Origin of the sequence: Dietzia sp. CH92, from assembly GCF_032248695.1 — a bacterium.
Classification (GTDB): Bacteria; Actinomycetota; Actinomycetes; order Mycobacteriales; family Mycobacteriaceae; genus Dietzia.
Map to the genome: position 1 here is coordinate 393,013 of NZ_JAVHXC010000003.1, position 23,066 is coordinate 416,078.

The following is a 23,066-nucleotide window of genomic DNA, read 5'->3' on the forward strand; positions in this document are numbered from 1 at the left end:
GGCGACGGCAACGGCTGACGGCGGGCAACGGCTGACGGCCCGCGGCAGCCGAGGCGGACCACAGAGCCGAGCGCGCCGCCTCAGCCGGCGCGGACCGCCCTGTCGACCCTCCGCCACGTGCGGAACGTGAACCACGACGCCACGAGCATTAACACCAGCACCAGCGACGCGAAGATCGACGGCCGGCCCGTGACGATGAGGCCCGCCGCGTTGACCAGCGCGAGCACCGTGAAGAACGCGACGAACCCGCCGATCACCTCGAGCCGCTGGCGGGCGGCCAGCACGTCGGAGCCGCTGCGCCCCCGCACCACCCGGTCGGCGCCGCCGGAGGGGCTCGCGCCATCGGAGGGGCGGGCGCCATCGGAGGGGCTGGCGCCATCGGACCGATCGGCACTGTCCCTGCGCGTCATGCCGGTCAGCTCTTGAGGCCACCGGCGGTGAGGCCGGAGATGATGCGCCGCTGGAAGAGCAGCACCATGATCACCAGCGGCACGGTGACGAGCGCGCCGGCGGCCATGATCGCCGCGTGCGGCGGGATGTACGGGTTGACGCCGGAGAAGCGGGCGATCGCCACGGTGACGGGTTCGGTCGCGGTGGTCGACAGCTGCTGCGAGAGGATGAACTCATTCCACGTGATGATGAACGCGAGGATCGCCGTGGTGAACAGCGCCGGCGCGGCCAGCGGCAGGATGATCTTGATGAACGCCTGCCCGCGGGTGGCGCCGTCCACGCGGGCGGCCTCCTCGAGCTCCCACGGCAGGTCGTTGAAGAACGACGTGAGCGTGTAGATCGTCAGCGGCAGGGCGAACGAGATGTTGGGGATGATCAGCGCCTGATACGTGCCGATCCAGCCGATGTCGGTGAACAGCTGGAACAGCGGGGTCACCAGCGCGACGCCGGGGAACATGGACGCCGCCAGAATGAGGCCGGTGACGAAGAACTTGCCGCGGAAGTCGACGCGGGCGAGTGCGTAGGCGGTGAAGACGCCGAAGGTCAGCGCGAGGGCGGTGGTGACCGAGCTGATGATCACCGAGTTGATGATCGCGCCGAGGAAGTTGTTGCCGCCGTCGGTGGACAGCGCCTCGCGGAAGTTGTCGAGGGTGACGTTGGACGGCAGGGGGCTGGCGGAGAACACGAACCGGTTGTCGCGGAACGCGGTGACGAGCATCCAGTAGAACGGCGCGAGCCCCCAGATGAGGATGAGGAGCGCGCCGACGTAGGTGCCCGCGGTGCGGCCGAACGGCTTGCGCGGGGGCTTGAGGTCACCGTCGTCGGGGCGACGGTGGGGGCCGGGGGTCGACGACGACGAGGAGGTCGGCGGCGTGGTCGGCGAGGTACTGGGGTCAGGCACTCGGTGGCTCACCGGATCTCCTCCTTCTTGCCGGTGCGATCCTCCACGACGTTCGCCCCGAGGAATTTCACCATGATGTACGCGACGGCGAAGACCAGCAGGAACACGAGTGTCGAGATCGCGGAGGCGCTGTTGAAGTTGCCCATCCTCATCTCGTTGACCACGAGCATGGACACGGTCGCGGTGGGCGAGTTGGAGTTGGCCGAGACCAGGATGACGGGCAGGTCGTACATGCGCAGGGCGTCGAGGGTGCGGAACAGGACCGCCACCATGAGCGCCGGCCGGACCAGCGGCAGGGTGATGCGGACGAACTGCTGCCACCGGGTGGCGCCGTCGACGCGGGCGGCCTCGTAGACGTCGCCCGGGATCATCTGCAGGCCGGCGAGGATGAGCAGGGCCATGAACGGCGCGGTCTTCCACACGTCGGCCACGATGATCGCCACGCGGGCGTAGAACGGGTCGGTGGTCCAGGCGATGTTCGTGCCGAGGATCGTGTTGGCGATGCCGTTGGGGTCGAAGATGAACGCCCACAGCTTGGCGGTGACGGCGGTGGGGATGGCCCACGGGACCAGCACCGCGGCGCGCAGCAGGGACCGCCCCCATATGCTCTTGCCCATGATCACGGCCATCGCGAAGCCGAGCACGGTCTCGAGCGAGACGGTGGTGACCGTGAAGAACAGGGTGTTGCCCATGGCGGGCCAGAAGTCGGTGGACGAGACACCGTCGGGGCACGTGACGGTCCCGCCGCCGGGGGCCGGGCAGGCCTGGGTGAGCCAGTAGAGATAGTGCTGGAAGCCGGCGAACCCACCGGCGGTGAACATGCCCGTGGCGGGGTCGAGGCCGCGGTCGGCCATGAAGGACAGGTAGACCGCGCGGACGATCGGGTAGCCGATCACCACCGCGAGGATGATCAGGGCGGGGCCCACCATCCACACCGGTCGCCAGTCGAACTTCTTCGCCACCAGCGGAGCCGGGGACTTCTCGCTCGTCGTCATCTCGCCGCTTCCTCGCCGGGTGCGCCACACCCTGTCAGGGAGACCGCTGGGCCCCGGGATCACTCCCGGGGCCCACCGGCGTCGTTCAGAAGAGGGCTCGTCACTGAGCCTGTTCGATCGCCGCGCTCATGTCGGTGAGCGCCTGCTCGACGGTCTTCTCGTCCTTCAGGGCCGCGAAGGTGTTGTCCTGGATGGCCTTGGACAGGGCGGGGTAGAACGGCGAGACCGGACGCGGCTGGGCGTTGTCCAGCGCCGCCTTCAGCGCCTCCATGTAGGGGAACTGCTCCTGCAGTGCGGCGTCGTCGTAGATCGAGGACAGCACCGGCGGGAAGGACTCCTGGGCGAAGCCCATCTGGACGTCCTCGGAGACGAGGAACTCGAGGAACGCCTTGGCCGTGGCCTTGTTCTCGGAGTAGACGTTGATGCCGTTGTTGTAGCCGCCGAGGACCGACTTGCCCGGGCCGTCCGGCCCGAGGATCGGCGCCACGTCGAACTTGTCCACGACCTCGGAGGTCGGGTCGGTCTGGCCCGAGTCGTACATGTACGGCCAGTTGTAGGCGTACATGGTGCGGCCGCCCAGGAACGCCTGCGCGGTCTGCTCCTCCGTGAAGCTGTCGGACTTCATCGCCACGACGTCGTTCTTGTAGGCGTCGACGAGCGCGGTGAGGCCGGCGCGGGTCTCCTCGCTGTCCAGCTCGGGAGTCTGGCCGTCGTCGCCGACGATGTTGCCGCCCCAGCTGTGGATGAACTGCGTGGCCGCGACGGTCAAGCCCTCGTACTGCTTGAGCTGCAGGTTGACGCAGTCGATCGCGGCCTCGACGGCCGCGCTGCAGGACTCGACGAGCTCGCCCCAGTTGGCGGGGGCCTCCGGCTGGAGGTCCGTGCGGTAGTAGAGCAGCTGGGCGTTGGTGTTCTGCGGCACGGCGTACAGGGTGCCGTTGTAGGTCGCCGAGTCGACGGCGGCCTCGATCAGCCCGCTCGTGTCGACCTCGGTCTCACCCTCGATCGGCTGGAGCCAGCCGTTGGCCGCGAAGTACGCGGTGTCGGTGACGTCGAGCGCGAACACGTCGTACTCGCCGCTCTCCGTCTGCAGCGACTGCACGAGGGTGTCGCGCTGGCCGTCCTGCTCGGCGGGCAGCTCGTGGAGGGTGACCTCCTGGTCCGGGTTCTCCGCGTTCCACTGCTCGATGACGGGGCGCAGCTTGTCCGTGTCATTGCTGCCCATCGCGAACGTGATGGGCCCGACGCCCGAGGTACCGGCACTCGCCTGCTCGCTGTCCTCCCCGCCCCCGGAGGAACAACCCGCGGCGACCACCGCGACGATGGAGGCGGCCGCCGCCGCCTTGAGGAACCTGCCGTGAACGGCCATGCGCTCTCTCCTACTGTCGTGTCTCGACTCCCGTCGGCGCGCGCCGGCGGGCAGCTGATCGACGTCGGCTGTGACGCGGATCTCACTGAGGACCTGCTGAGCGTAACCCACGACGCGGTGGTGGCGCGGGACCACGGGCGGGATCGGCCGGGTCGTCACCACCGCCACGCGTGGTTCACGCAGGCGAGGTCACAGCGTTAACTGTAACAACAACAGATGTTGCGCGGCGTGACGGTTCAGCGCAGCCGGGCACCGCTCTCCACGTCGAAGAAGCGCACCTCGCCGTCGAGCGCCTCGAGGTACAACGTGTCCCCCTTGCCCGGGTGGTCACCCGACTCCGCGCGGTACACGACCGGGTGGCCGTCGGCCGTCGAACAGTGCAGGTAACTGTCCGCGCCGAGCTCCTCCACCAGGTCCACCGTCACCGCCAGACCGTGACCTTCCGCCGCGAGACGCAGGTGCTCGGGCCGCACCCCGACCGTCACGCGGGACCCCGACCCGGCGGGTACCGGCTCGCGGAAACCCTCCAGGTCCACCCGGCCGTCGGCGACGGGGGCCTCGAAGAGGTTCATCGACGGGGAGCCGATGAACCCGGCGACGAACGCGTTGATCGGGTTGTTGTACAGCTCGCGGGGCGTGTCGACCTGCTGCAGCACCCCGTCCTTGAGCACCGCCACGCGGTCGCCCATGGTCATGGCCTCGACCTGGTCGTGGGTCACGTAGATCATCGTGGTGTGCAGGTCGCGCTGCAGCTTGGCGATCTGCGCACGCGTGGCCACGCGCAGCTTCGCGTCGAGGTTCGACAGCGGCTCGTCCATGAGGAAGACCTGCGGGTTGCGCACGATCGCTCGTCCCATCGCCACGCGCTGCCGCTGCCCGCCCGAGAGCTCCTTGGGCTTGCGGTCCAGGTACGGCACCAGGTCGAGCATCTCCGCCGCGGTCTGCACCCGCTCGGCGATCTCCTGCTTGCTCGCCTTGGCCAGCTTGAGGGCGAAGCCCATGTTCTCCCGGACCGTGTAGTGCGGGTACAGCGCGTAGTTCTGGAACACCATCGCGATGTCCCGGTCCTTGGGCTCCGTCCCGGTGACGTCCTTGTCGCCGATGAGGATCCGGCCGGCCGCCACGTCCTCGAGACCGGCGAGCGCGCGCAGGGTGGTCGACTTGCCGCAGCCGGAGGGGCCGACCAGGACGAGGAACTCGCCGTCGGCGATCTCCAGGTCGAGGCGGTCCACGCTGCGTCGCGAGGCCCCCGGATAGATAATGGACACGTTCTCGAAGGTCACGGAGGCCATGAGCGGGTCTTTCCCTTCACCGGCAGGAACGTGCCGGACGATCCGAGATAGAGGGTGGACACGACGACTGTAGCGGCCCGCGCCGGAGTTCACCGGCGCTGTGCCCACAGTTCATCCGCGCGTTCACCGGGCGCGGCCGTCCGGTGGTTCCGCCCACCTACCGTCGCAGCGTCCGATGAGCCGTATGTCTTCAGGGAGACCCGAATGTCCGTCCGCCGTCTGCTTCCGATCGCCACCCCGGGGATCTCCAACCGCCAGCACGTGACCTGTGTGTACAAGTGTGGAGACCAGTGCGCCGCCCCGGTGCCCAACACCACCGACAACCCGTACTTCGGTGACGTCGCCACGGAGATCAGCAGACGGGGGGCGCTCAAGGCCGCGGGCGTCGTGGCGCTGGCCGTGGGCGCCACCCAGGTCCTGCCCGCGACCGCGGCCGCGCAGGGTTCCTCCGCCGCCGGTTCGCTTCCGGCCACGGGCTCGACGGGCGGCGCCACCCTCGACACCGGCTTCACCCCGGTCGCCCCCAACAGGGCCGACGCGGTCACCGTGCCCGAGGGGTACTCGAGCGACGTCGTGATCCGCTGGGGCGACCCCGTCATCCCCGGCGCGCCGGAGTTCGACTTCGAGAACCAGACCGCGCCGGCGCAGGCCATGCAGTACGGCTACAACTGCGACCTCGCCGTGATGTTCCCGATGGACGACCGCGACGGCCGCTACCTGCTCACCGTCAACCACGAGTACACGACGGAACCCACCATGTTCCGCGGCTACGACTCCGCGAACCCCACGCGCGAGCAGGTCGAGATCGCGTGGGCCGCCCACGGCCTCACCGTCGTGGAGCTGGCCAGCCGCCCGGGCGACGGCGGTCTCGACCCCGTCATGGGCTCGTACAACCGGCGCATCACCGCCACCACCCCGTTCGAGCTGCGCGGCCCGGCCGTCGGCCCCCTCACCCGGACCACCGCCGACCCCACCGGCACGCGGGTGCTGGGGACGCTGAACAACTGCGCGGGCGGGCACACCCCGTGGGGCACCGTGCTGTCCGGCGAGGAGAACTTCAACCAGTACTTCGGCACCTCCGGGACGATCACCGACGTCGACCGCCTCGAGCAGCTGCGCCGCTACGGCATCAGCGCCTCGCCGTCGGGACGCAAGTGGGAGCGGTTCGACGAGCGCTTCGACCTGGCCGCCGAGCCCAACGAGGTCAACCGCTTCGGGTACGTCGTCGAGGTCGACCCGTGGGATCCCCACTCGACCCCGGTCAAGCACTCGGCGATGGGCCGGTTCAAGCACGAGGGCGCCAGCATCCACGTCACCCCCGGCGGGACCGTGGTGGCCTACTCCGGCGACGACGAGCGCTTCGACTACCTCTACAAGTTCGTCTCCAGCCGCCGCATCGTCCCCGGCAACACGCGGTCCGCGCGGGCCCAGAACATGCGGATCCTCGACGAGGGCACCCTCTACGTCGCCACGTTCTCCGGCAACTCGCCCGCCTCGGAGATCGACGGCTCGGGCGCCCTGCCGTCCGACGGCGCGTTCGACGGCACCGGCACCTGGATCCCCCTCATGACCGTGAACGCCGACGGCAGGGCCGTCTCCCACGTCGACGGGATGACCCCCGAGCAGGTCGCCGTGCACACCCGGATGGCCGGGGACGCGGTCGGCGCCACCAAGATGGACCGGCCCGAGGACGTCGAGCCCAGCCCGACCACCGGGAAGGTCTACATGGCGCTGACCAACAACTCGCGCCGCGGCACCGCGGGCCAGCCCACCGCCGACGAGGCCAACCCGCGGCACAACAACAAGCACGGCCAGGTCGTGGAGATCACCGACGACCACGCCGGCACCACCTTCGGCTGGAACCTGCTGCTCGTCTGCGGTGATCCCGCCGAAGCCGACTCGTACTTCGGCGGCTTCGACAAGTCCAAGGTCAGCCCCATCTCCTGCCCGGACAATGTCGCGTTCGACCCGGCCGGCGGGCTGTGGGTGTCCACCGACGGCAACGCGCTCGGCTTCAACGACGGCCTGTACTCGGTGGCCACCGAGGGCCCGAACCGCGGCGAGACCAAGCTGTTCCTCACCGTGCCGATCGGGGCCGAGACCTGCGGCCCGCTGGTCTTCGCGGACCGCGCGATCGTCAACGTCCAGCACCCGGGCGAGACGGACGACGCGACGATCGAGAACCCGGCCTCCCACTGGCCCGACGGCGGCGACTCGCAGCCGCGGCCGTCGACGGTGGTGGCCTGGCGCGACGGCTTCACGGGCGGCTCCGGCTCGCTCGGCGCCGGGCCCCTCGGCTCGGGCTCGCTGCAGGCGGGCTCGCTCGGCCGCTGACCCGCGCGGCGGGTGCGGCCACCTACCGCGCGGCGGGCGCGGCCCCGGCGGCCGGGACCGCGCCCGCATACGCCAGGCCACGCTCGGCGCAGGCCGCGATCGAGGCGGCCACGCCCTCCGGGTCATCGGACATCGGCACGTGCCCGTCGGCGGTGATCTCGACCCGCGCCTGCGGGAACAGCCGGGTGGCGAGCGCGACCTGCCCGACGGGCAGGACCATGTCGAACCGGCCCCACCGGATGGTGATGGGCAGGTCCTCGTCGACGGGGGCGGAGAACAGGAAGGTGCGCCGGTCGGCCCGGTCGAGGACGGTGTTGGACACGATCGCCTCGCTGTCGATCGCGGCGGCCTCGGCGGGGTAGCGCCACGGGCGGGCGCAGAACACCGCCATCAACGCGGCGCGCGTGGCGGCCCGTTCGGTGAGCGCGGGGATGTGCCGCCCGAGCCTGCCGGCCGCCCGCCGCAGGCTGCGGAAGACCGTGATCGTGTAGCGCCACTCGGCCTGGGAGCGGAAGAACCCGGCGGGGGAGAGCGCGGTGACGCTGCTGGCCAGGCCGCGCGCCCCCAGTTCGAGGGCCAGGAAGCCGCCGAGGGAGTTGCCGGCGATGTGCGGGCGCTCGCCGGCCGGGACGACCTGCTCGATCAGGTCGACGAGTTCGCCGACGAAGTGGTCGAGGACGTCCCCGACGTCGGGTAGGTCGGCGGAGCGCCCGTGTCCGGGCAGGTCCACGACGACCAGACGGAACCGGTCGGCGAGCAGCGGGACGACGGGGTCCCAGGCGTGCGCGCGGTGACAGACGCCGTGGATGAGGATGATCGTCGGTCCGCTCCCGGTGATCTGGTGATACAAACCCATGGCGTCAGTGTCCATCACCGCGCCGCGCCCCACCAGTGCCTCCACGTGACTCCCCACGGCGGGAGAAATCGGGCTTACATTCGGGGCCGCGAGGCTCCCGGGGGGGAGCCGGTGTCGAGGGGGCTGGTGTGATGGCGACGACGACGACGAGGGAACCGGACACCGGAGCCGGGGGGCCCGCTCTGGGTCTGGCCGAACAGTTCCGGCCGATCCTCCTGCGGTTGGACCTGCTGGTCCGTCGGCAGGCCACCCAGTACGCGCTGAGCAGGGCACAGACGTCGATCCTGCACACCCTGGCCTGTCACGGGCGGTTGCGGATGACGGACCTGGCCCGCCTGGAGAACGTCCGGGTGCCCACCACCAGCAACTCGGTGAGCGTGATCGAGGCGATGGGGTACGTCGAGCGGGAGCCCGACGAGTCCGACCGGCGGGGTGTCTGTGTGCGCCTGACCGACCTGGGCCGGGCGCGCATCGAGCAGGTGCTGGCCGACCGCGACCGGGACTTCGCCCGGCACCTGGACCGGTTGAGCAGCGAGCAGCGCCACCTGCTCACGGCGGCGGTCCCCGCGTTCACCGCGCTGCTGGACTCCTTCGACACCGACCCCGAGTGACCCGCCCGCCAGGACGCCCGGGCGCGCGCGGCTAGCCTCGGCGGGCATGAGCACTGTCGTCATCACCGGCGCCTCCCGCGGGATCGGGGCGGCCACCGCCCTGACCCTCGCCCCCCGGCACGAGCTGGTCCTCGTCGGCCGCGACCCCGACGCGCTGCGGGCGGTGGCCGCCGAATGCCGTGCCGCCCGGATCGTCGAGGCCGACCTCACCACCGCCGACGGCGTCGCCCGTGTCGCCGAGGCCTCCGCTGCTGCCCACGACACCAGCCCGCTCGCGGGCCTGGTCCACTGCGCCGGGGTCGCCGATCTCGGCCGGATCGAGCACACCGACGCCGGGCAGTGGCGCCGCGCGTTCGAGGTCAACGTGCTGGCCGTGGTCGAGCTGACCCGGGCACTGCTCCCGGCGCTGCGCGCGGCCCGGGGCCACGTCGTCGTCGTCAACTCCGGCGCGGGGACCACCGCCAAACCCGGCTGGGGCTCCTACAGCGCCTCCAAGTTCGCGCTCCGCGCCGTCACCGACACGCTCCGCGGCGAGGAACCCGACCTGCGCGTCACCTCGATCCACCCCGGCCGCGTCGACACGGACATGCAGCGCGCGATCGTCGCCCACGAGGGCCACGCCTACGACCCGGACGCCTACCTCAGCCCCCACTCGGTGGCCACGGCGGTCCGTCACGCCCTCGAGTCCACCCCGGACGCCCACCCCACGGAGGTCGTCCTGCGACCCCGGCCGCGCTGACGACCGCGTCCGGCGAACCCCCTCCGACCCGGGCACGCGTGTCGTAACGTCTCCACCACCATGACCAGCCCCGATTCCCCTCTGCGGATCACCGTGATCGGCGCGGGCGTGGTCGGCTGCTATCTCGGCGGCCGGCTCGCCCGCCACGCCGACGTGACCCTCGTCGGCCGACCCCGCGTGCTCGACCCGATCCGTGACCTCGGCCTCACGGTCGAGGCGGGCGGCGACGAGGGCGGCCGGCTCCACGTGCCCGCCGACGCGCTCACGCTGGCCACCACCCCGGAGTCGGTGCGTCGCGCCGACGTCGTCCTGGTGTGCACCAAGGCCGGGCAGACCGCCGCCGCCACCGCCGAGTTCGCGCCGCTCCTGCGCCCCACGACGCTCGTGGTGGGACTGCAGAACGGGCTGCACTCCGCGGACCTCATCCGGGAGGGCGTGGACTCGGCGCCGGTGATCGCCGGCGTCGTGCCGTTCAACGTCGCCCGCACCGGGCCCGCCACCTACCGCCGCACGTCCACCGGTGAGATCCGGATCGCCGAGCACCCGATGATCGCCCCGCTGCTGCGTACCGCCGCCGAGGCCGGGCTGCCGCTGCGGCCCACGGACGACATCCAGGCCGTGCTGCACGGCAAGATCCTCATGAACCTCAACAACGCCGTCCAGGCTCTGTCCGGACTGCCGCTGCGCACCGAGCTTCTCGACCGTGACCTGCGACGGTGCCTCGCCCTGTGCCAGGCGGAGGCGAACCGGGTGTTCACCGCCGCGGGCGTGGTGCCGCGGGTGCCGCTCGCCGTCCCGGCCGGGGCCCTGCCCGTGGTCATGCGCCTGCCGACCCCGCTGTTCCGCCGGCTCGGCCGGGCCGTGATGCGGGTCGACGCCGACGGCACCTCGTCGATGAACGACGACCTGCTGCGAGGCCGGCCCACCGAGATCGACGTCCTGCAGGGCAAGGTCGTGAGGCTGGCCCGGCAACTGGGACTGAGCGCGCCGGCCTGCGAGCGGATCGTCGAGCTGGTGCGGGAGGCCGAGGCCGACGGCGAGAACCGGCGCCGCTGGACCGGGCCGGACCTGCTGGCCGAACTACAGCGCGCGCGACGCCGGGCGCGGCGGCTCGCCCGCACCGAACAGGTGAGCCGTCAGTCGTCGTGAGGCCCGCCGGCCGACCGGTCAGTCCTCGTAGCCGATGGAGAACGCGGCCTCGAGGTCGTGCTTGGACTGGGTGCGGAACGCGATGTGCGTCTCGGTGTCCAACACGCCGGGCACCTTGTTGAGCCGGTCGGAGACGATGTCGGCGATCTCCTCGTTGCGCCGCGCGCGGACCAGCACGATGAGATCGATGGTGCCCGTGACGGAGTACACCTCGGACACGCCGTCGATCTCGGCGATGGCCCCGGCGACCTCGGGGATCCGCGCCGTCTCGGCGTGGACGAAGACGATTGCGGTGATCATGCGATCCACGCTAGCGCAGGCGCGGGTAGCGTCGACGCCATGATCCACGGCGACCTCTTCCAGAACGCCCGGGAGGCGGAGACCAGCCGCCCGTTCGCGCTCCAGAACTCCAAACTGCTCAAGGTCACCCTCGCGGACCAGCCGATTCTGGCGCGGACCGGGTCGATGGTCGCCTACCAGGGGCAGATCGGGTTCGAGAACGTCGGCAGCGGCGGGCTCGGCAAGATGTTCAAGGCCGCCGCGACGGGCGAGGGCGTGCCGCTCATGCGCTGCGCCGGTCGCGGGGAGCTGTTCCTGGCCGATCAGGCGTCCGAGGTGCAGGTCCTGTACCTGGAGGACGACATGATCTCGGTGAACGGCGCGAGTGTCCTGGCGTTCTCCGAGGGCATCGCGTGGGACATCCACCGCATCGCCGCGAAGGGTGCGGTCATGACCGGTGGCCTGTTCAACGTCTCCCTGCGCGGGACGGGCTTCGTCGCGGTGACGACCAAGGGGCAGCCGGTGGCGCTCGACGTGGCGCAGGCCCCGACCTTCGCGGATCCGCAGGCCGTGGTGCTGTGGACGGCCGGCGTGTCGATGGACGTCCGCGTGGACACCGGCGGCCTTCGGTCGCTGATCCGCGGAGGGTCCGGCGAGACGTTCCAGTTGGCGTTCGGCGGGCAGGGCCTGGTGGTGGTCCAGCCGTCGGAGAACGTGCCGCAGGGCGCGGGGGGCCAGGGCGGGTCGTAGGCCCACCCCGGCCGGGCGCGGCGGCGACGCCCCGGCCGGGCGCGGCTCAGCTCATGTTCTCCGGGGTCCAGTAGGCGCGCATCGAGGCCACCTTGCCGTCGGCGTCGTGGCTCATGAGGTCCCACACGTTGATGGTGGCCTTGGTACCGCCGTCGAAGTGGGTGGTGATCTCGAAGTTGAACAGCAGGTCGTTGCCGCACACGCGCGTCTCGAGGACCTTCGCGTCGATCTCCAGCGCGGTGACGGTGGAGTAGAAGGCGCGGATGGCCTCGGCGCCCTCGTGGACGGTGCCGCCGCCGACGGGGTCCTCGACGGTGGCGTTCTCGGCGTAGAGGGCCATGACGGCCTCGAGGTCGCCGGCGACGAGGGCGTCGACGTAGGACTGCGCGGTGGCGCGGATCTGCTCGGGTGCGGTGGGTGCGGCGCTCACGGTGTGGTGGCCCTTTCGGTGACGACGACGAGGTGACCCCGAGCCTAGAACGTGTTCTCGCGCCGTGGGTGCGCACCGGGTCATTTCCGCTGGAACCGCGCGCCGGTTGCGCCCCTCCGGACTCGGCCCTACCCTCCTGTCACCACTGTCACAGGGCCGGCGGGCCCGGGAGCGGGGTCGGCGATGTCCACACAGCAGACGCCTCGGCAACCGTCCGAGGAGGAGTCCTTCCACACCGGCCGGGTGGTGATCATCTCCCTGGTCGCCGCGTTGGGCGGCTTCCTGTTCGGCTTCGACACCGCCGTCATCAACGGCGCGGTGGACGCGGTGCAGGAGACCTTCGGCATCGGCGCCGGCCTCATCGGGTTCACGGTGTCCTCGGCACTGCTCGGGTGCATCCTCGGGGCCTACCTGGCGGGGCGGCTGGCCGACCGCTGGGGCCGCACACGCGTCATGGTGCTGGCGGCGGTGTTGTTCCTCGCGAGCGCACTGGGATCGGGGCTCGCGTTCGGCCCGTGGGACCTCATCGCCTGGCGCGTCCTCGGCGGACTCGGGGTGGGCGCCGCGTCGGTCATCGCCCCGGCGTACATCGCGGAGGTGGCGCCGCCGGCCGTCCGCGGCCGCCTCGGGTCGCTGCAGCAACTGGCGATCGTGTCGGGCATCTTCGTGGCACTGCTCTCGGACGCGTGGCTGGCGGGAGTGGCCGGGGGCGCGATCGAGGAGTTGTGGTTCGGGGCGGCGGCCTGGCGGTGGATGTTCTGGGCGGAGGTCATCCCCGCGGTGGCCTACGGCGTGCTCGCGCTGATGATCCCGGAGTCGCCGCGCTACCTGGTGGGCCGGGGGATGGTCGACGAGGCCAAGCGGGTGCTGCGCTCCATCCAGGAGGGCGGCATCGATTCCCGCATCCGCGAGATCCGGGCGACGGTGCGCGAGGACCGCCGGCAGTCGTGGCGGGATCTGGTCCGGCCGGGCGGGTGGAACCTGCTGCCCATCGTGTGGATCGGCATCATCCTGTCGGTGTTCCAGCAGGCCGTGGGCATCAACGTGATCTTCTACTACTCCACCACGCTGTGGCAGTCGGTGGGTTTCGCCGAGGAGGACGCGTTCACGCAGTCGGTCATCACGTCGGTGACGAACATCGTGGTGACGATCGTGGCGATCGCGCTCATCGACAAGATCGGTCGTCGCAGGTTGCTCATGATCGGGTCCGTCGGCATGACGGTCTGCCTGGCGGTGATGGCGGCGATGTTCAGTCAGGCGACGATGGTGGCCGGCCCCGACGGCGAACTCGCCCCGCAGCTCGGCGACACCTCCGGGCTCGTCGCGCTGATCGCGGCCAACGGATTCGTGGTGTTCTTCGGCATGTCGTGGGGCCCGGCGGTGTGGGTGCTGCTGGGCGAGATGTTCAACAACCGGATCCGCTCCACCGCGCTGGGGCTGGCGGCGGCCGCGCAGTGGCTGGCGAACTTCGCCGTGTCGACCGCGTTCCCGCCGATGGCCGAGTTCAGCCTGCCGTTCACGTACGGCTTCTACGCGGTCGCGGCGCTGCTCTCCCTGCTCTTCGTGGCGCGGTTCATCCCCGAGACCACCGGCCGTTCGCTGGAGGACATGGAGTAGCCGGCGCTCCCCCGCCGCCGGCCGGCCCGGCCCGGGCGCCCTCGCCGTGGCCCGCCTCCGCCAGCCGTCGCTTCGGCCCGGCCCGGGCACCCTCACCGCGGCTCGTCTGCGCCAGCCGTCGCTTCGGCCCGCGTTCGCCCAGGACGCCTCCCGGCGGAACGTACACAAGCGACGGCTGACGCGGGAAACCCTCTCGGGAGGCGGCGGGCCCGGGTCAGGCCGCGTCGTCAGGCGTGCGCACCGCGCAGAACAGGTCGGTGCGCAGCGTGGCGGGGTCCGTGTCGGGCGAGGGTTCGGTGACGTACGCCTCCCAGAACGGCACCCCGGGGGCGCGGCCCGTCCCCGCGATGCGGCCCATGAACTCGCCCCAGGCGTGGCCGAGGTCGTCGTACGAGCCCACGTGGCTGATCACGGCGATCTCGCCGGCGGGCAGCTCGGACGCGACGATCCGCCGACCGTCGACCTCGATCGGCTCCGCCCCCACCTGCTCAACCAGCGGCGCCCGGAGCGGGAAGCCGATCTCCAGGTCCACCACGGAGTCGGGACCCTCGATCGCGGCGGTGTACAGCGCGATGGGCGGTCCCGCTGGGGCGAGGCCGGCCTCGAACCCGCGGGGCAGGACGGTCCCGAAGGCGGAGTCGAACACCTCGGCCAACTCGGACATCGGCACGCCCGTCACGCGCACCACGGCGGTGGGCACGGCCGGCACGCGCAGCAGCCGGATCCCGTCGACAGGATCCGGGCCCAGGTCGGGGTACCCGGGGGGCGGGTCGGCGGGCGCGTCGGGCGCGTCGGGCGACCGATCGGGGGACGGGGAGGATGACGACGACATGGTGTGCCCCTTCCGGCGCTGGTCCTGGTCCCAGTGTGCGCTGCGGACGGACGGAGTGGAAGACCCGCCGAGCAGCGGCGCGGCCCCCCGTGCGCGTCGGGGATGCGGGCCCCGTCCGCGTAGGCGGTTGCGGCCCCCGCTCATCTGGGATGCGGCCCGCGCCGGGCGGGGGGACACTGGGGGCATGCCCCACTACCGCCTCCACTCCCCCGACCAGACCATCGATCTCGGCGAGCACGAGACCGCCCAGCAGGCCCTCGAGGCCGCCGTGGGCGGTCAGCAGGAGACCCGGCCCACCGACGGGTCCCTCGAGGTGCAGGTGGGCGAGTCGTGGCACCCCGTCGACATCGAGGGGGACATGCCGTGAGCGCGGCGCGCGGCGCCGGGGCGGGGTCCGACCTCGGATCGAACGGGGCGGGCCCGGGTTCGGTGATCCAGTGCGCGACCTGCGGCGTCGAGCGGGCGGAGCCCCTGCCCGAGGTGTGCCCGATCTGCGCGGACGAACGCCAGTACGTGCCCGCCGGCGGCCAGCGGTGGACGAGCCCCGAGCAGTCGCGCGACTCCGGTGCGTTCCTCGAGTTCGCCGAGCGCGAGACGGACGTCATCGGCATCGATCAACGCGGCTGCCCCGGCATCGGGCAGCGGCCCTCGCTCATCCGCACCGACCACGGGAACGTGCTGGTCGAGGTCCCGAACTACATCAGTGACGAGGCGGTCGCCGCCATCCGCGGATGGGGTGGGCTCTCGGCGATCATCGCCTCGCACCCGCACATGTATGGAGTCCAGTCCCTGTGGTCGGCCGCGTTCGACGACTGCCCCGTGTACGTCTCCGCGCCCGACGAGCAGTGGCTCGGACTGCGGCCGGCCAACACCGTGGTGTGGGGCGGCGGCCACGCCGCCGACCCCGACGCGGGCGGCGATATCGAGATCCTGCCCGGCGTGCGGGCGTCCCAGCCCGGAGGGCACTTCCCGGGCAGTGTCGTGGTGCACTGGACGGCCCCCGACGGCGCGGGCGTCCTGTTCAGCGGCGACACCATCGGCACGGTCGCCGACCGGGAGTGGGTGACCTTCATGCGCTCGTTCCCCAACTGGATGCCGCTGTCCGGGGCCGTGGTGCGCCGGATCGCCGACCACGTCTCGCGGTACGAGTTCGACAGGCTCTACAGCAACTTCGGGGGGTGCGTCCCGCGCGACGCCCGGGGCGCCGTCCGGCGGTCGGCCGAACGCTACGCGGCGTGGGTCGCCGGCGAGTACGACCACCTCACCTAGGCCCCGCCCGGCTCCGCGCGCCCGCCGGGCTCGGCGCCCCCGCCGCGGTCGGCCGGCTCAGTGCGGTCGGCCGGCTCCGTGCGTTCGGCCGATTCCGCGCGGTCGGCCGCCTCGGCGCGCTCCTTGACCTGCGCGAGGCGACGGTCCCACCCCCGCGACACCGCGCCCAGCAGATCGGAGATCTCCCGGATCCGGTCCGGGCGCACGGCGTGCACCTGGCGACGCCGGTCAGCCCGGGCGGACACCAGGCCCGACTCCGTGAGCACGCGCAGGTGCTTGGCCACCGCCTGGCGGCTCACGCCGAGATCGCGGGCCACGGCGCCGGCGTCGTCGGGCCGATCGGCGAGCCGGACGAGGACCCGCCGGCGGGTCCGGTCCGCCAGGGCGGAGAACACGTCGTCGGCCTCCTCGCTGAGCAGGCCGGCCGCGGGATCGGTCGGCCTCCTCATCCGCCGCCCTCGGCGCGCACCCGTGCCAGCTCCAGCTCCGTCACCCAGCCCTCGGCGTTCTCCTCGAACCGCTGACGCCGCACGACCGCGTCCTCGTCCAGCCCCGCGAACCCGGTCTCCCGGACGGTCAGGACGACGCCGGATCCGTGGTCCTCGATCGTGAACTCCACCAGGTTGGACGGGGCCTCGTCGACCTCGCCCGCCATGCCACCGAGCCAGCGGAACACCGCGCGTCGCGGCGGGGCCAGTTCGACGGTCGCGATCGTGAACTCGCCGTGCACCGGGTCGGTCACGCGCGAGACGTCCCCGTCGGTGATGATCTCGTGCTCGGTCCACGTGCCGTCGTTGATGAACCACCCCGGCTCCGACACGATGTCCCATACCGCCTGCGGAGAGGCGTCGATGTGGATGCTGTGGACGATCTCGTCGGGCACGTCGCCGGTGGTCGCCCCCGGTCCGGGCGCGGCGGCGCCACTGACGGGCATCGGGTTCTCGCTCATGGGGTTCCCCTTCCCTCGAGGTGCGTCCCGCTCGGTGAGCTCGTGTCGCGACTGCACCTGACGCCCACGATGCCACGCCCACCACCCATGTGCAACCCCCGGGTTGCAGTCGGCGCACCAGGATCCCCGACGCCGCCGGCGGGCGCGGCAACGCCGGCGGGCGTGACCCCGTCGGCGAGGCGGGTCGGCGCCAACCGACACGCCGAGGCCCGGGGCGCGGACTACTCTCCGTGTATGAACCCCCTCACCGTTCCGCGGATGCCGCGTCTGCTCACGGCGGCAGCGGCCGCCCTCGTCGTCGTCGCCCCTCTCACCACCCCCGCCGCCGGCGCGGCGCCGGCACCCGACCCGGCCGCGGTGGCCACCCCCTACGCCGACGTCGCCGGCCCCGCTACGAACCCCGCACCCACCTGGTCCGGGCTCGACACCCGCGTCTGGGACCGGCCGATCCCCGCGCCCGGCGTCGCGGCGGCGACCGTCCCGCTCGACCCGTCGCTCACGCTCCCCCGGGCCGGACAGGCGGTACGGCAGGCCTACGGGACCATCGACCAGCACGGACGCCCCGCCATCGCGACCTCCGCCGTCTTCCTGCCGCACGGCGCGCCCCCGCCGGGCGGGTGGCCTGTGATCGCGTGGGCGCACGGCACCACCGGCCTCGGCGACGACTGCGCACCGTCCACCCACCCGCGCTCCCCGCGCGACGCCGACTACCTCGACCACTGGCTGGACCGCGGATACGCCGTCGTCTCCGCCGACTACGCGGGCCTCGGCACCCCCGGCCTGCTCAGCTACCTCAACGGGCAGGCCGCCGCGCGCGGGATCGTCGACTCGGTGACCGCCGCCCGGGGCGCAGGGCTGCCGCTCGCGGCGCGGTGGGGCATCGTCGGACAGTCCCAGGGCGCCGACGCCGCCCTCGTCGCCGCCACCCGCGCCACCGAACTCGGCGCCCCCGCGGGCCTGGACTACCGCGGCGTGGTCGCGACCGGCGCCCCCGCCAACATCGAGCACCTCTTCCAGTGGGGCGGACCCGGGTTCCCGCCCGTACAGCTGCCGACCGGGCTCAACACCTACGCGATGTACATCCTCGCCGGATTCCGGGATCAGCACCCCGAGCTCGACATCAACGGGTACCTCACGCCCGCCGGCCGCGAGATGGTCGACGCCGCCGAGACCCTCTGCTACGCCGCGATGCGGGAGAAGGTCGGCGGGTTCCAGATCTCACAGGCGCTGTCCCGCCCACTGCAGGAGATCCCCGACGTGTTCGGCCACCTGCGGCGCTACATGGGCACGCCGGCCGTCGGCTACGACCGGCCCGTCTTCCTCGGCCAGGGCCTGCTGGACGTGGACGTCCCCGCCCCCTCGGCACTGTCGCTGGCGGCCGAGATGACGCTCAACCGGCAGCCCCTCGAGCTGCGCGTCTACCCCGACCGGGACCACAGCGGCACCGTCTACGCCGCGACCCCGGACACCACCGCCTTCCTCGCCCGGGTCATGGGGTGAACCGCAACCGGACGGGCCACCGCGGGCGGCGCCGGCGCACAGTGGGGGGTGACCCCCGTCACGTCGGGTACCCCCGATCGATGCGGGCGTCCACTTGGGCGACGGCGTTTTCCCACGATAAGAGCACCGCGGCCCGGGCGGAAAGTGTGACCTGCGCAATAATCGTTACAGACTTGTCACATCGCACGCACACGGGTTAGAGTCTCGTCATCGCCGCGCGGGGATGTTTCAGGGACTCCCCGCGCGGCTGACTTAATTTCGGATGACGGCGGGATTCCTAGAACCTGTTCTAGTATCCTCAGCGGCATGAGCGCCCTCGACTTCGAGTCCACCAGCAAGACCATCACCGCCGGCCGCTTCGAGCTGCACTACCACGAGGCGGGCGAGCAGAGCGTCGCCGAGCCCGAGAGCGCGGTCCCCGTCCTGTTCCTCCACGGCTCCGGCCCGGGCGTCACCGCGTGGTCCAACTTCTCCGGCAACTTCCCCGTCTTCGCCGAGCGGTTCCACACCATCCTGCTCGACATGCCGGGCTTCGGGAAGAGCTCGGACCTGGAGTGGGAGAAGGCCTACCCCAAGATCGCCGCCGAGGCGATCGACGCGTTCTGCGAGGCCAAGGGCATCGAGAAGGTCGACATCGTCGGCAACTCCATGGGCGGCAACGTGGCCTGCGAGACCGCGCTGGCGTACCCGGACCGGGTCCGCAAGATGGCCCTCATGGGCCCCGGCGGCCTCGCGGCGCCGCTCTTCACCCCGGAGCCCAGCGAGGGCTCGCGCCGCCTGTTCGAGTTCCTCGCCGACCCGACCGACGAGAAGATGAGCGCCTGGGTCGACACGATGGTCGGCAACAAGAAGATCGTCTCCCCCGAGCTCATCCGCGCCCGCACCGAGGCCGCCACCGCGCCCGGTGCCGTGGAGCGCATGTACGCGATCTTCGGCTCCATCCTCAAGCCCGAGAACGCCTACACCCCGCTGTACGCCCGCGCGTCCCAGATCAAGCAGGAGACACTGCTCATCTGGGGCCGCGACGACCGCATGCTGCCGTACGAGCAGGCGCACTTCGCGTTCCGACAGCTGCCCCGCGCCGAGCTGCACTCGTTCTCCCGCTGCGGCCACTGGGCGATGATCGAGCAGAAGGACAAGTTCGAGCGCCTGGTGATCGACTTCTTCCTGAACTGAGGACCGTCGGGCCGGGCGGGCGTGGCGGCGACGGCGGCTCCGCGGGTTAGCCTCGGAGCATGACCGACACGCCGCAGCCCGGCCAGCCCGAGCAGCCGCAGGACCAGCCGCCCGCCGTCGACCCGCGGACCGGCGAGGACCTGTCCTGGAAGCAGACGCCGGTGGCGATCGTGCTGCTCGACCGGCCCGCCCCCGGCCACGAGGAGATCGGCGAGCTGCTCGCGGAGATCTTCGAGGGCTCCTACGAGGTCGAACGCGGCACCGAGGACGACCCCGCCTCCGCCGTGCACGTCGAGGACGCGACCGTCATCGTCTCCTCGATCGACGCCCCCGTGCCGGAGGCCGCGCAGTACACGCGCGACCTGGCCGCGTGGAACGGTGGCGAGGCCGTCGTGGAGAGCCATCTGTCCCAGGTCGTGGTGGCCGCGTTCCGGTGGGGGCCGATCGGGGACGACGGCGAGCCCACCGATCCCGAGTACATGGACCCGCGGCTCGAGACGCTGCGGTGCGAGCTGGCGGTCGCGAACGTGACGGCAGCACTGACAGCGCTACCCGGCTCGGTGGCGGTCACCGTGGGCGGCGCCGCGATGACCCTGCCGGCCGTCCCGTACCGCGATCTCGTGACGGCCAACCCGGTGCCGGCCCCCGCGCTCGTCGGGGTGCGGGCGGGGATGCAGTCGCAGACCACGTCCTGCGTGTACACCACGGGGATGGGCCGGTTCGGGCGGATGGACCTCGAGCGGCTGGACGTCGACGCCCCGCCGGCCGCCGTGTACTCCGAGATGTGCAACCTCGTGGCCTACTCGCTGGCGACCGGCACCGTCCTCCAGCCCGGTCAGACGATCGAGGTCGGCGGGCCGCAGCCCCTGCTCGCGAGCCCCGAGGTCTCCCCGTTCACCGGCCAGGAGATCCTCCGGCTGGCACCCGGCCCGCGGGCCTGACCGGCGCGCGGCCCGGCACCCGCGGGGCTGACCGGCGCGGGCCCGGCACCCGCAGGCCTGACCGGCGTGGGCCCGGCCCCCGCGGCGGCGCCCCGGGATCACGGTCGGTGGTGGTTCATCCGCTCCACCACCAGGCGCGTGGTGGCCGCCAGCTGGAACGGCCGGATGACCGGCTCGATCCGACTGGTGAGCCGCTCCTTCTTGAGTCGCGCGATGACGCTGCGCACCAGCTCCGGCAGCGGGTTGCCCAGGTGGTCGACGAGCGGATAGATCCGCACCTCCGGGGCGATGCGGGCCATCTCGACGATCGCGTCGACGTGATCGGCGAGATCCATGCGGTCGGCATAGGTGAACAGCAGGTGGGAGCACAGCACCAGGTCGGCCGAGTCGCTGGCCAGCGGCAGGGAGGGCAGCGCCCCGGCGATGTACCGCTCGGGCGAGGCCGCCAGATCGACGAGCATGCGGTCCGCGGCGGTACGGCGGATGGTCTCGTGGCCGATCACTCCCCCGCGCACGTCCCAGTCGAAGTCCACCTCGCGCGCCTTCTTCTGCTCGACCGACCTCTCGACATCGGCGAGGATGCGCGCGCGGAGGTCGTCCGCCCCGCGGGCGTACTGCGGGTCCACGGCCACCGCGTCTCCCCCGGCCGCGCAGATCTCCGCGACCGCGCTGGCGGCCCCGCCCGGGCAGTCGACGATCCGCCGCAGCAGGTCGTCCGAGTCCAGCCCGAACATGTCCGTGTACTCGCCCAGGGAGCGCGCGCTCACCAGGACATCAGTGTCCTCGAGCGCATGGAAGACGGTCTGGGGACTTGCGGTCACCTGGAACTCTCCTGAGGTCTGCCGGTCGGATCGGGTATCCGGACCGTGGGGTCACGAGGGTGGACCCGGGCTCCGTGGCGGACCGCCGCCGATGTCGACGCGACCCACCCGTCCCGGTGGGTCCGCGCATCGTCCGTACTACGCCGTGCGGGCGTGGACGACGCGGGACCACTCCGGTCCGCGTCGCCAGCACATCAGTACGTCTTTAGGCACGGCATCACCGTAACAGCGGTCTACGACAGGGGCCACCGTGAAGTTCACGGTGATCCGAATGTGTCCTGATCGTCACCCACCGACGCCGCCGGGCAGGCGCGAGACCCTCCGCGCGCCAGCGGTGGTGAGGCACGTCACCGCCTGTGAATGACAGAAGCTAGGGTTTTGTCCAGCCAAGGTCTTCTGGACGGACCACCATGACACCGGGGAGCACTCGTGAGAACACCGAACAACCGCCGCCACCGCACGCCCGGACTCACCAGGGTCGCGGGCGCCCTGGCTCTCGGGCTCGCGGCGGCGCTGGTTCCCGCCGCGTCCCCCGGCGCCCCGGTCGCCGCCGCACAGGGCTCGTCGACCATGCCGGACCGCACCGCGTTCTACACCCCGCCGGCCGAGCTCCCCGCCGAACCGGGCACCGTCATCCGCACCGAGCCGATGACCATCACCCCGAGTGTCCCCGACCTCGCCGGCGGCGGCGCCCTGCCGGCCGACGCGCAGCGCATCATGTACCGCTCCACCGGCGCGGCGGGCGGGCCGATCGCCGTGACGGGGACATACCTGCAGCCCAAGACACCGTGGGCCGGGCCCGGGCCACGCCCGCTCGCGGTGGTCACTCCGGGCACGCAGGGTCAGGGCGACCAGTGCGCGCCGTCGAAGTCCATGGAGGTCGGGCTCGGCGTCCAGACCGCACCGCCGTCGGCGGCCGCGGGGTACGCGGTGCTCGACGCCCTGACGATGGTCGGGGAGGGCTTCGCCGTGGTGGTGACCGACTACGAGGGCCTCGGCACTCCCGGCCACCACCCGTACGTCAACCGCGACTCCCAGGGCCGCGCGGCGCTGGACGCCGCCCGCGCCGCGCTGCGCCTGCCCGGCACCGACCTGGCCCCCGACTCCAAGACCGTCGTCAGCGGCTACTCCCAGGGCGGAGGCGCCGCGGCGGCCGCCGGCGAGATGCACCCGACCTACGCCCCGGACGTCAACCTCGTGGGCATCGCGGCGGGCGCGCCGCCGTCGGACATGATCGGCACGCTCGAGCGCATCGACGGCGGCCTGCTCACCGGCGCGGCCGGCTACGCGATCAACGGCATCCTGCAGGTCCACCCGGAACTGCGCGCGGCGTTCGACCGGCAGCTCAACGACGAGGGGCGCCGGATGCTCGAGGTGACCGCCGGCCAGTGCGTCGCCGAGACCGGCGTCGCCTACGGCCTGCGCCGCACCACCGAGTTCACCCGCGACGGCCGGTCCCTCGCCGACGCGGCCCGGTCCGAGCCCGAGATCATGCGCGTCATCGAGGGCTACAACCTGGGCGACGAGGCGCCGACCGTCCCGGCCCTGGTGCTGATCGGGAGGAACGACGACGTGGTGCCGCACGAGACCGCCGTGGACCTCGTCCGCAGGTGGTGCGCGCAGGGCACGACCGTCGAGCTGCGCACGGCCGAGGTCCCGGCACTGGCCCCGGGCCTGGTGATCGACCACGCGATCCCGATGCTGTCGGAGCGGCCGACCAACGCGCGCTACCTCATGGAGCGCGTCCGCGGCGTGCCGGCGCCGAACTCGTGCGGGAGCGTGTGAGCGAACCCCCCGGCGGGCGTC

At 72.1% G+C, this 23,066-nt stretch carries 24 protein-coding genes; 12 read left to right on the forward strand and 12 right to left on the reverse strand.

What is annotated here, in order from left to right; genetic code table 11:
• Positions 1 to 80: 80 nt before the first annotated feature.
• From RWK90_RS08220 to RWK90_RS08240, 5 genes are all read right to left on the reverse strand, one after another.
• Positions 81 to 410 (reverse strand): hypothetical protein, encoded by a 330-nt coding sequence (locus RWK90_RS08220; RefSeq protein WP_314036640.1) that lies wholly within the window; start codon positions 408 to 410, stop codon positions 81 to 83.
• A gap of 5 nt (positions 411 to 415) precedes the next feature.
• Positions 416 to 1,351 (reverse strand): carbohydrate ABC transporter permease, encoded by a 936-nt coding sequence (locus RWK90_RS08225; RefSeq protein ID WP_396230286.1) that lies wholly within the window; start codon positions 1,349 to 1,351, stop codon positions 416 to 418.
• 8 nt (positions 1,352 to 1,359) lie between these two features.
• Positions 1,360 to 2,346: a sugar ABC transporter permease gene (locus RWK90_RS08230; protein ID WP_314036642.1), complete on the reverse strand. Its 987-nt coding sequence runs from the start codon at positions 2,344 to 2,346 to the stop codon at positions 1,360 to 1,362.
• A gap of 100 nt (positions 2,347 to 2,446) precedes the next feature.
• On the reverse strand, positions 2,447 to 3,715 hold the full coding sequence (locus tag RWK90_RS08235; RefSeq protein ID WP_314036644.1) for an ABC transporter substrate-binding protein: 1,269 nt from the start codon (positions 3,713 to 3,715) through the stop codon (positions 2,447 to 2,449).
• Between the two features lie 236 nt (positions 3,716 to 3,951).
• Positions 3,952 to 5,007 carry a sn-glycerol-3-phosphate ABC transporter ATP-binding protein UgpC gene (locus RWK90_RS08240; RefSeq protein WP_314036646.1) on the reverse strand — a complete coding sequence of 352 codons (1,056 nt, stop codon included), beginning with the start codon at positions 5,005 to 5,007 and terminating at the stop codon, positions 3,952 to 3,954.
• 204 nt (positions 5,008 to 5,211) lie between these two features.
• On the opposite strand from RWK90_RS08240, the gene RWK90_RS08245 reads away from it, so the two are divergent.
• Positions 5,212 to 7,341 carry a PhoX family phosphatase gene (locus tag RWK90_RS08245; RefSeq protein WP_314036648.1) on the forward strand — a complete coding sequence of 710 codons (2,130 nt, stop codon included), beginning with the start codon at positions 5,212 to 5,214 and terminating at the stop codon, positions 7,339 to 7,341.
• Between the two features lie 22 nt (positions 7,342 to 7,363).
• Here the strand turns inward: RWK90_RS08245 and RWK90_RS08250 are convergent, their stop codons facing one another.
• A complete protein-coding gene (locus RWK90_RS08250) occupies positions 7,364 to 8,197 on the reverse strand; it encodes an alpha/beta fold hydrolase (RefSeq protein WP_314036650.1) in 834 nt (277 codons plus the stop codon).
• A gap of 131 nt (positions 8,198 to 8,328) precedes the next feature.
• Here RWK90_RS08250 and RWK90_RS08255 point away from each other — a divergent pair, with 131 nt between their 5' ends.
• From RWK90_RS08255 to RWK90_RS08265, 3 genes are read left to right on the forward strand one after another with little or no spacing between them, the layout of a single operon-like run.
• The gene (locus RWK90_RS08255; RefSeq protein ID WP_314036652.1) at positions 8,329 to 8,808 is read left to right on the forward strand and encodes a MarR family transcriptional regulator; all 480 of its coding nucleotides are present in this window, start codon (positions 8,329 to 8,331) and stop codon (positions 8,806 to 8,808) included.
• Between the two features lie 46 nt (positions 8,809 to 8,854).
• Positions 8,855 to 9,547: an SDR family oxidoreductase gene (locus RWK90_RS08260; RefSeq protein WP_314036653.1), complete on the forward strand. Its 693-nt coding sequence runs from the start codon at positions 8,855 to 8,857 to the stop codon at positions 9,545 to 9,547.
• A gap of 60 nt (positions 9,548 to 9,607) precedes the next feature.
• Complete coding sequence (locus tag RWK90_RS08265; RefSeq protein ID WP_314036655.1) at positions 9,608 to 10,696, forward strand: 2-dehydropantoate 2-reductase; 1,089 nt, start codon at positions 9,608 to 9,610, stop codon at positions 10,694 to 10,696.
• Between the two features lie 18 nt (positions 10,697 to 10,714).
• On the opposite strand, the gene RWK90_RS08270 is transcribed toward RWK90_RS08265, so the two are convergent.
• Complete coding sequence (locus RWK90_RS08270) at positions 10,715 to 10,996, reverse strand: Lrp/AsnC family transcriptional regulator (protein ID WP_149291081.1); 282 nt, start codon at positions 10,994 to 10,996, stop codon at positions 10,715 to 10,717.
• A gap of 39 nt (positions 10,997 to 11,035) precedes the next feature.
• Between RWK90_RS08270 and RWK90_RS08275 the strand changes: the two genes are divergently transcribed.
• Positions 11,036 to 11,725, forward strand: coding sequence for an AIM24 family protein (locus tag RWK90_RS08275; protein ID WP_314036659.1), 690 nt, complete (start codon positions 11,036 to 11,038; stop codon positions 11,723 to 11,725).
• 46 nt (positions 11,726 to 11,771) lie between these two features.
• Here the strand turns inward: RWK90_RS08275 and RWK90_RS08280 are convergent, their stop codons facing one another.
• Positions 11,772 to 12,155 carry a nuclear transport factor 2 family protein gene (locus RWK90_RS08280; protein ID WP_314036661.1) on the reverse strand — a complete coding sequence of 128 codons (384 nt, stop codon included), beginning with the start codon at positions 12,153 to 12,155 and terminating at the stop codon, positions 11,772 to 11,774.
• 183 nt (positions 12,156 to 12,338) lie between these two features.
• Here RWK90_RS08280 and RWK90_RS08285 point away from each other — a divergent pair, with 183 nt between their 5' ends.
• Positions 12,339 to 13,772, forward strand: coding sequence for a sugar porter family MFS transporter (locus RWK90_RS08285; protein WP_314036663.1), 1,434 nt, complete (start codon positions 12,339 to 12,341; stop codon positions 13,770 to 13,772).
• Between the two features lie 214 nt (positions 13,773 to 13,986).
• Here RWK90_RS08285 and RWK90_RS08290 read toward each other — a convergent pair whose 3' ends face one another.
• Positions 13,987 to 14,604, reverse strand: coding sequence for a GyrI-like domain-containing protein (locus RWK90_RS08290; RefSeq protein WP_314036665.1), 618 nt, complete (start codon positions 14,602 to 14,604; stop codon positions 13,987 to 13,989).
• A gap of 184 nt (positions 14,605 to 14,788) precedes the next feature.
• Between RWK90_RS08290 and RWK90_RS08295 the strand changes: the two genes are divergently transcribed.
• Together RWK90_RS08295 and RWK90_RS08300 are read left to right on the forward strand one after the other, a co-directional pair.
• Positions 14,789 to 14,971 (forward strand): hypothetical protein, encoded by a 183-nt coding sequence (locus tag RWK90_RS08295; RefSeq protein ID WP_314036667.1) that lies wholly within the window; start codon positions 14,789 to 14,791, stop codon positions 14,969 to 14,971.
• Positions 14,968 to 15,873, forward strand: coding sequence for a hydrolase (locus RWK90_RS08300; protein ID WP_314036669.1), 906 nt, complete (start codon positions 14,968 to 14,970; stop codon positions 15,871 to 15,873). The genes RWK90_RS08295 and RWK90_RS08300 overlap by 4 nt, the downstream gene beginning before the upstream one ends.
• Here the strand turns inward: RWK90_RS08300 and RWK90_RS08305 are convergent.
• Both RWK90_RS08305 and RWK90_RS08310 read right to left on the reverse strand, forming a co-directional pair.
• On the reverse strand, positions 15,870 to 16,322 hold the full coding sequence (locus RWK90_RS08305; RefSeq protein ID WP_314036671.1) for a helix-turn-helix domain-containing protein: 453 nt from the start codon (positions 16,320 to 16,322) through the stop codon (positions 15,870 to 15,872). The two genes, RWK90_RS08300 and RWK90_RS08305, sit on opposite strands and share 4 nt — an antisense overlap.
• Positions 16,319 to 16,822, reverse strand: a complete 504-nt coding sequence (locus RWK90_RS08310) for an SRPBCC domain-containing protein (protein WP_314036673.1) — start codon at positions 16,820 to 16,822, stop codon at positions 16,319 to 16,321. The genes RWK90_RS08305 and RWK90_RS08310 overlap by 4 nt, the downstream gene beginning before the upstream one ends.
• A 234-nt stretch (positions 16,823 to 17,056) precedes the next feature.
• Here RWK90_RS08310 and RWK90_RS08315 point away from each other — a divergent pair, with 234 nt between their 5' ends.
• The 3 genes from RWK90_RS08315 (at position 17,057) to RWK90_RS08325 (ending at position 20,439) form a co-directional block, all read left to right on the forward strand.
• The gene (locus RWK90_RS08315; RefSeq protein ID WP_314036675.1) at positions 17,057 to 18,322 is read left to right on the forward strand and encodes a lipase family protein; all 1,266 of its coding nucleotides are present in this window, start codon (positions 17,057 to 17,059) and stop codon (positions 18,320 to 18,322) included.
• A 306-nt stretch (positions 18,323 to 18,628) separates the two neighbouring features.
• A complete protein-coding gene (locus RWK90_RS08320; RefSeq protein WP_314036677.1) occupies positions 18,629 to 19,498 on the forward strand; it encodes an alpha/beta fold hydrolase in 870 nt (289 codons plus the stop codon).
• 59 nt (positions 19,499 to 19,557) lie between these two features.
• The gene (locus tag RWK90_RS08325; RefSeq protein WP_314036679.1) at positions 19,558 to 20,439 is read left to right on the forward strand and encodes a DUF4261 domain-containing protein; all 882 of its coding nucleotides are present in this window, start codon (positions 19,558 to 19,560) and stop codon (positions 20,437 to 20,439) included.
• Between the two features lie 98 nt (positions 20,440 to 20,537).
• Here the strand turns inward: RWK90_RS08325 and RWK90_RS08330 are convergent, their stop codons facing one another.
• Complete coding sequence (locus RWK90_RS08330) at positions 20,538 to 21,260, reverse strand: hypothetical protein (protein WP_314036681.1); 723 nt, start codon at positions 21,258 to 21,260, stop codon at positions 20,538 to 20,540.
• Between the two features lie 429 nt (positions 21,261 to 21,689).
• On the opposite strand from RWK90_RS08330, the gene RWK90_RS08335 reads away from it, so the two are divergent.
• Positions 21,690 to 23,045 carry a lipase family protein gene (locus tag RWK90_RS08335; RefSeq protein ID WP_314036683.1) on the forward strand — a complete coding sequence of 452 codons (1,356 nt, stop codon included), beginning with the start codon at positions 21,690 to 21,692 and terminating at the stop codon, positions 23,043 to 23,045.
• Positions 23,046 to 23,066 lie beyond the last annotated feature (21 nt).

Bases quoted from the DNA above. Each gene is read 5' to 3' on its own strand.
- RWK90_RS08220 (WP_314036640.1), bottom strand. From the start codon at position 410: ATGACGCGCAGGGACAGTGCCGATCGGTCCGATGGCGCCAGCCCCTCC.
- RWK90_RS08245 (WP_314036648.1), top strand. From the start codon at position 5,212: ATGTCCGTCCGCCGTCTGCTTCCGATCGCCACCCCGGGGATCTCCAAC.
- RWK90_RS08305 (WP_314036671.1), bottom strand. From the start codon at position 16,322: ATGAGGAGGCCGACCGATCCCGCGGCCGGCCTGCTCAGCGAGGAGGCC.
- RWK90_RS08250 (WP_314036650.1), bottom strand. From the start codon at position 8,197: ATGGGTTTGTATCACCAGATCACCGGGAGCGGACCGACGATCATCCTC.
- RWK90_RS08315 (WP_314036675.1), top strand. From the start codon at position 17,057: ATGAACCCCCTCACCGTTCCGCGGATGCCGCGTCTGCTCACGGCGGCA.
- RWK90_RS08275 (WP_314036659.1), top strand. From the start codon at position 11,036: ATGATCCACGGCGACCTCTTCCAGAACGCCCGGGAGGCGGAGACCAGC.
- RWK90_RS08310 (WP_314036673.1), bottom strand. From the start codon at position 16,822: ATGAGCGAGAACCCGATGCCCGTCAGTGGCGCCGCCGCGCCCGGACCG.
- RWK90_RS08325 (WP_314036679.1), top strand. From the start codon at position 19,558: ATGACCGACACGCCGCAGCCCGGCCAGCCCGAGCAGCCGCAGGACCAG.
- RWK90_RS08235 (WP_314036644.1), bottom strand. From the start codon at position 3,715: ATGGCCGTTCACGGCAGGTTCCTCAAGGCGGCGGCGGCCGCCTCCATC.
- RWK90_RS08240 (WP_314036646.1), bottom strand. From the start codon at position 5,007: ATGGCCTCCGTGACCTTCGAGAACGTGTCCATTATCTATCCGGGGGCC.
- RWK90_RS08290 (WP_314036665.1), bottom strand. From the start codon at position 14,604: ATGTCGTCGTCATCCTCCCCGTCCCCCGATCGGTCGCCCGACGCGCCC.
- RWK90_RS08285 (WP_314036663.1), top strand. From the start codon at position 12,339: ATGTCCACACAGCAGACGCCTCGGCAACCGTCCGAGGAGGAGTCCTTC.
- RWK90_RS08260 (WP_314036653.1), top strand. From the start codon at position 8,855: ATGAGCACTGTCGTCATCACCGGCGCCTCCCGCGGGATCGGGGCGGCC.
- RWK90_RS08320 (WP_314036677.1), top strand. From the start codon at position 18,629: ATGAGCGCCCTCGACTTCGAGTCCACCAGCAAGACCATCACCGCCGGC.
- RWK90_RS08265 (WP_314036655.1), top strand. From the start codon at position 9,608: ATGACCAGCCCCGATTCCCCTCTGCGGATCACCGTGATCGGCGCGGGC.
- RWK90_RS08255 (WP_314036652.1), top strand. From the start codon at position 8,329: ATGGCGACGACGACGACGAGGGAACCGGACACCGGAGCCGGGGGGCCC.
- RWK90_RS08295 (WP_314036667.1), top strand. From the start codon at position 14,789: ATGCCCCACTACCGCCTCCACTCCCCCGACCAGACCATCGATCTCGGC.
- RWK90_RS08270 (WP_149291081.1), bottom strand. From the start codon at position 10,996: ATGATCACCGCAATCGTCTTCGTCCACGCCGAGACGGCGCGGATCCCC.
- RWK90_RS08230 (WP_314036642.1), bottom strand. From the start codon at position 2,346: ATGACGACGAGCGAGAAGTCCCCGGCTCCGCTGGTGGCGAAGAAGTTC.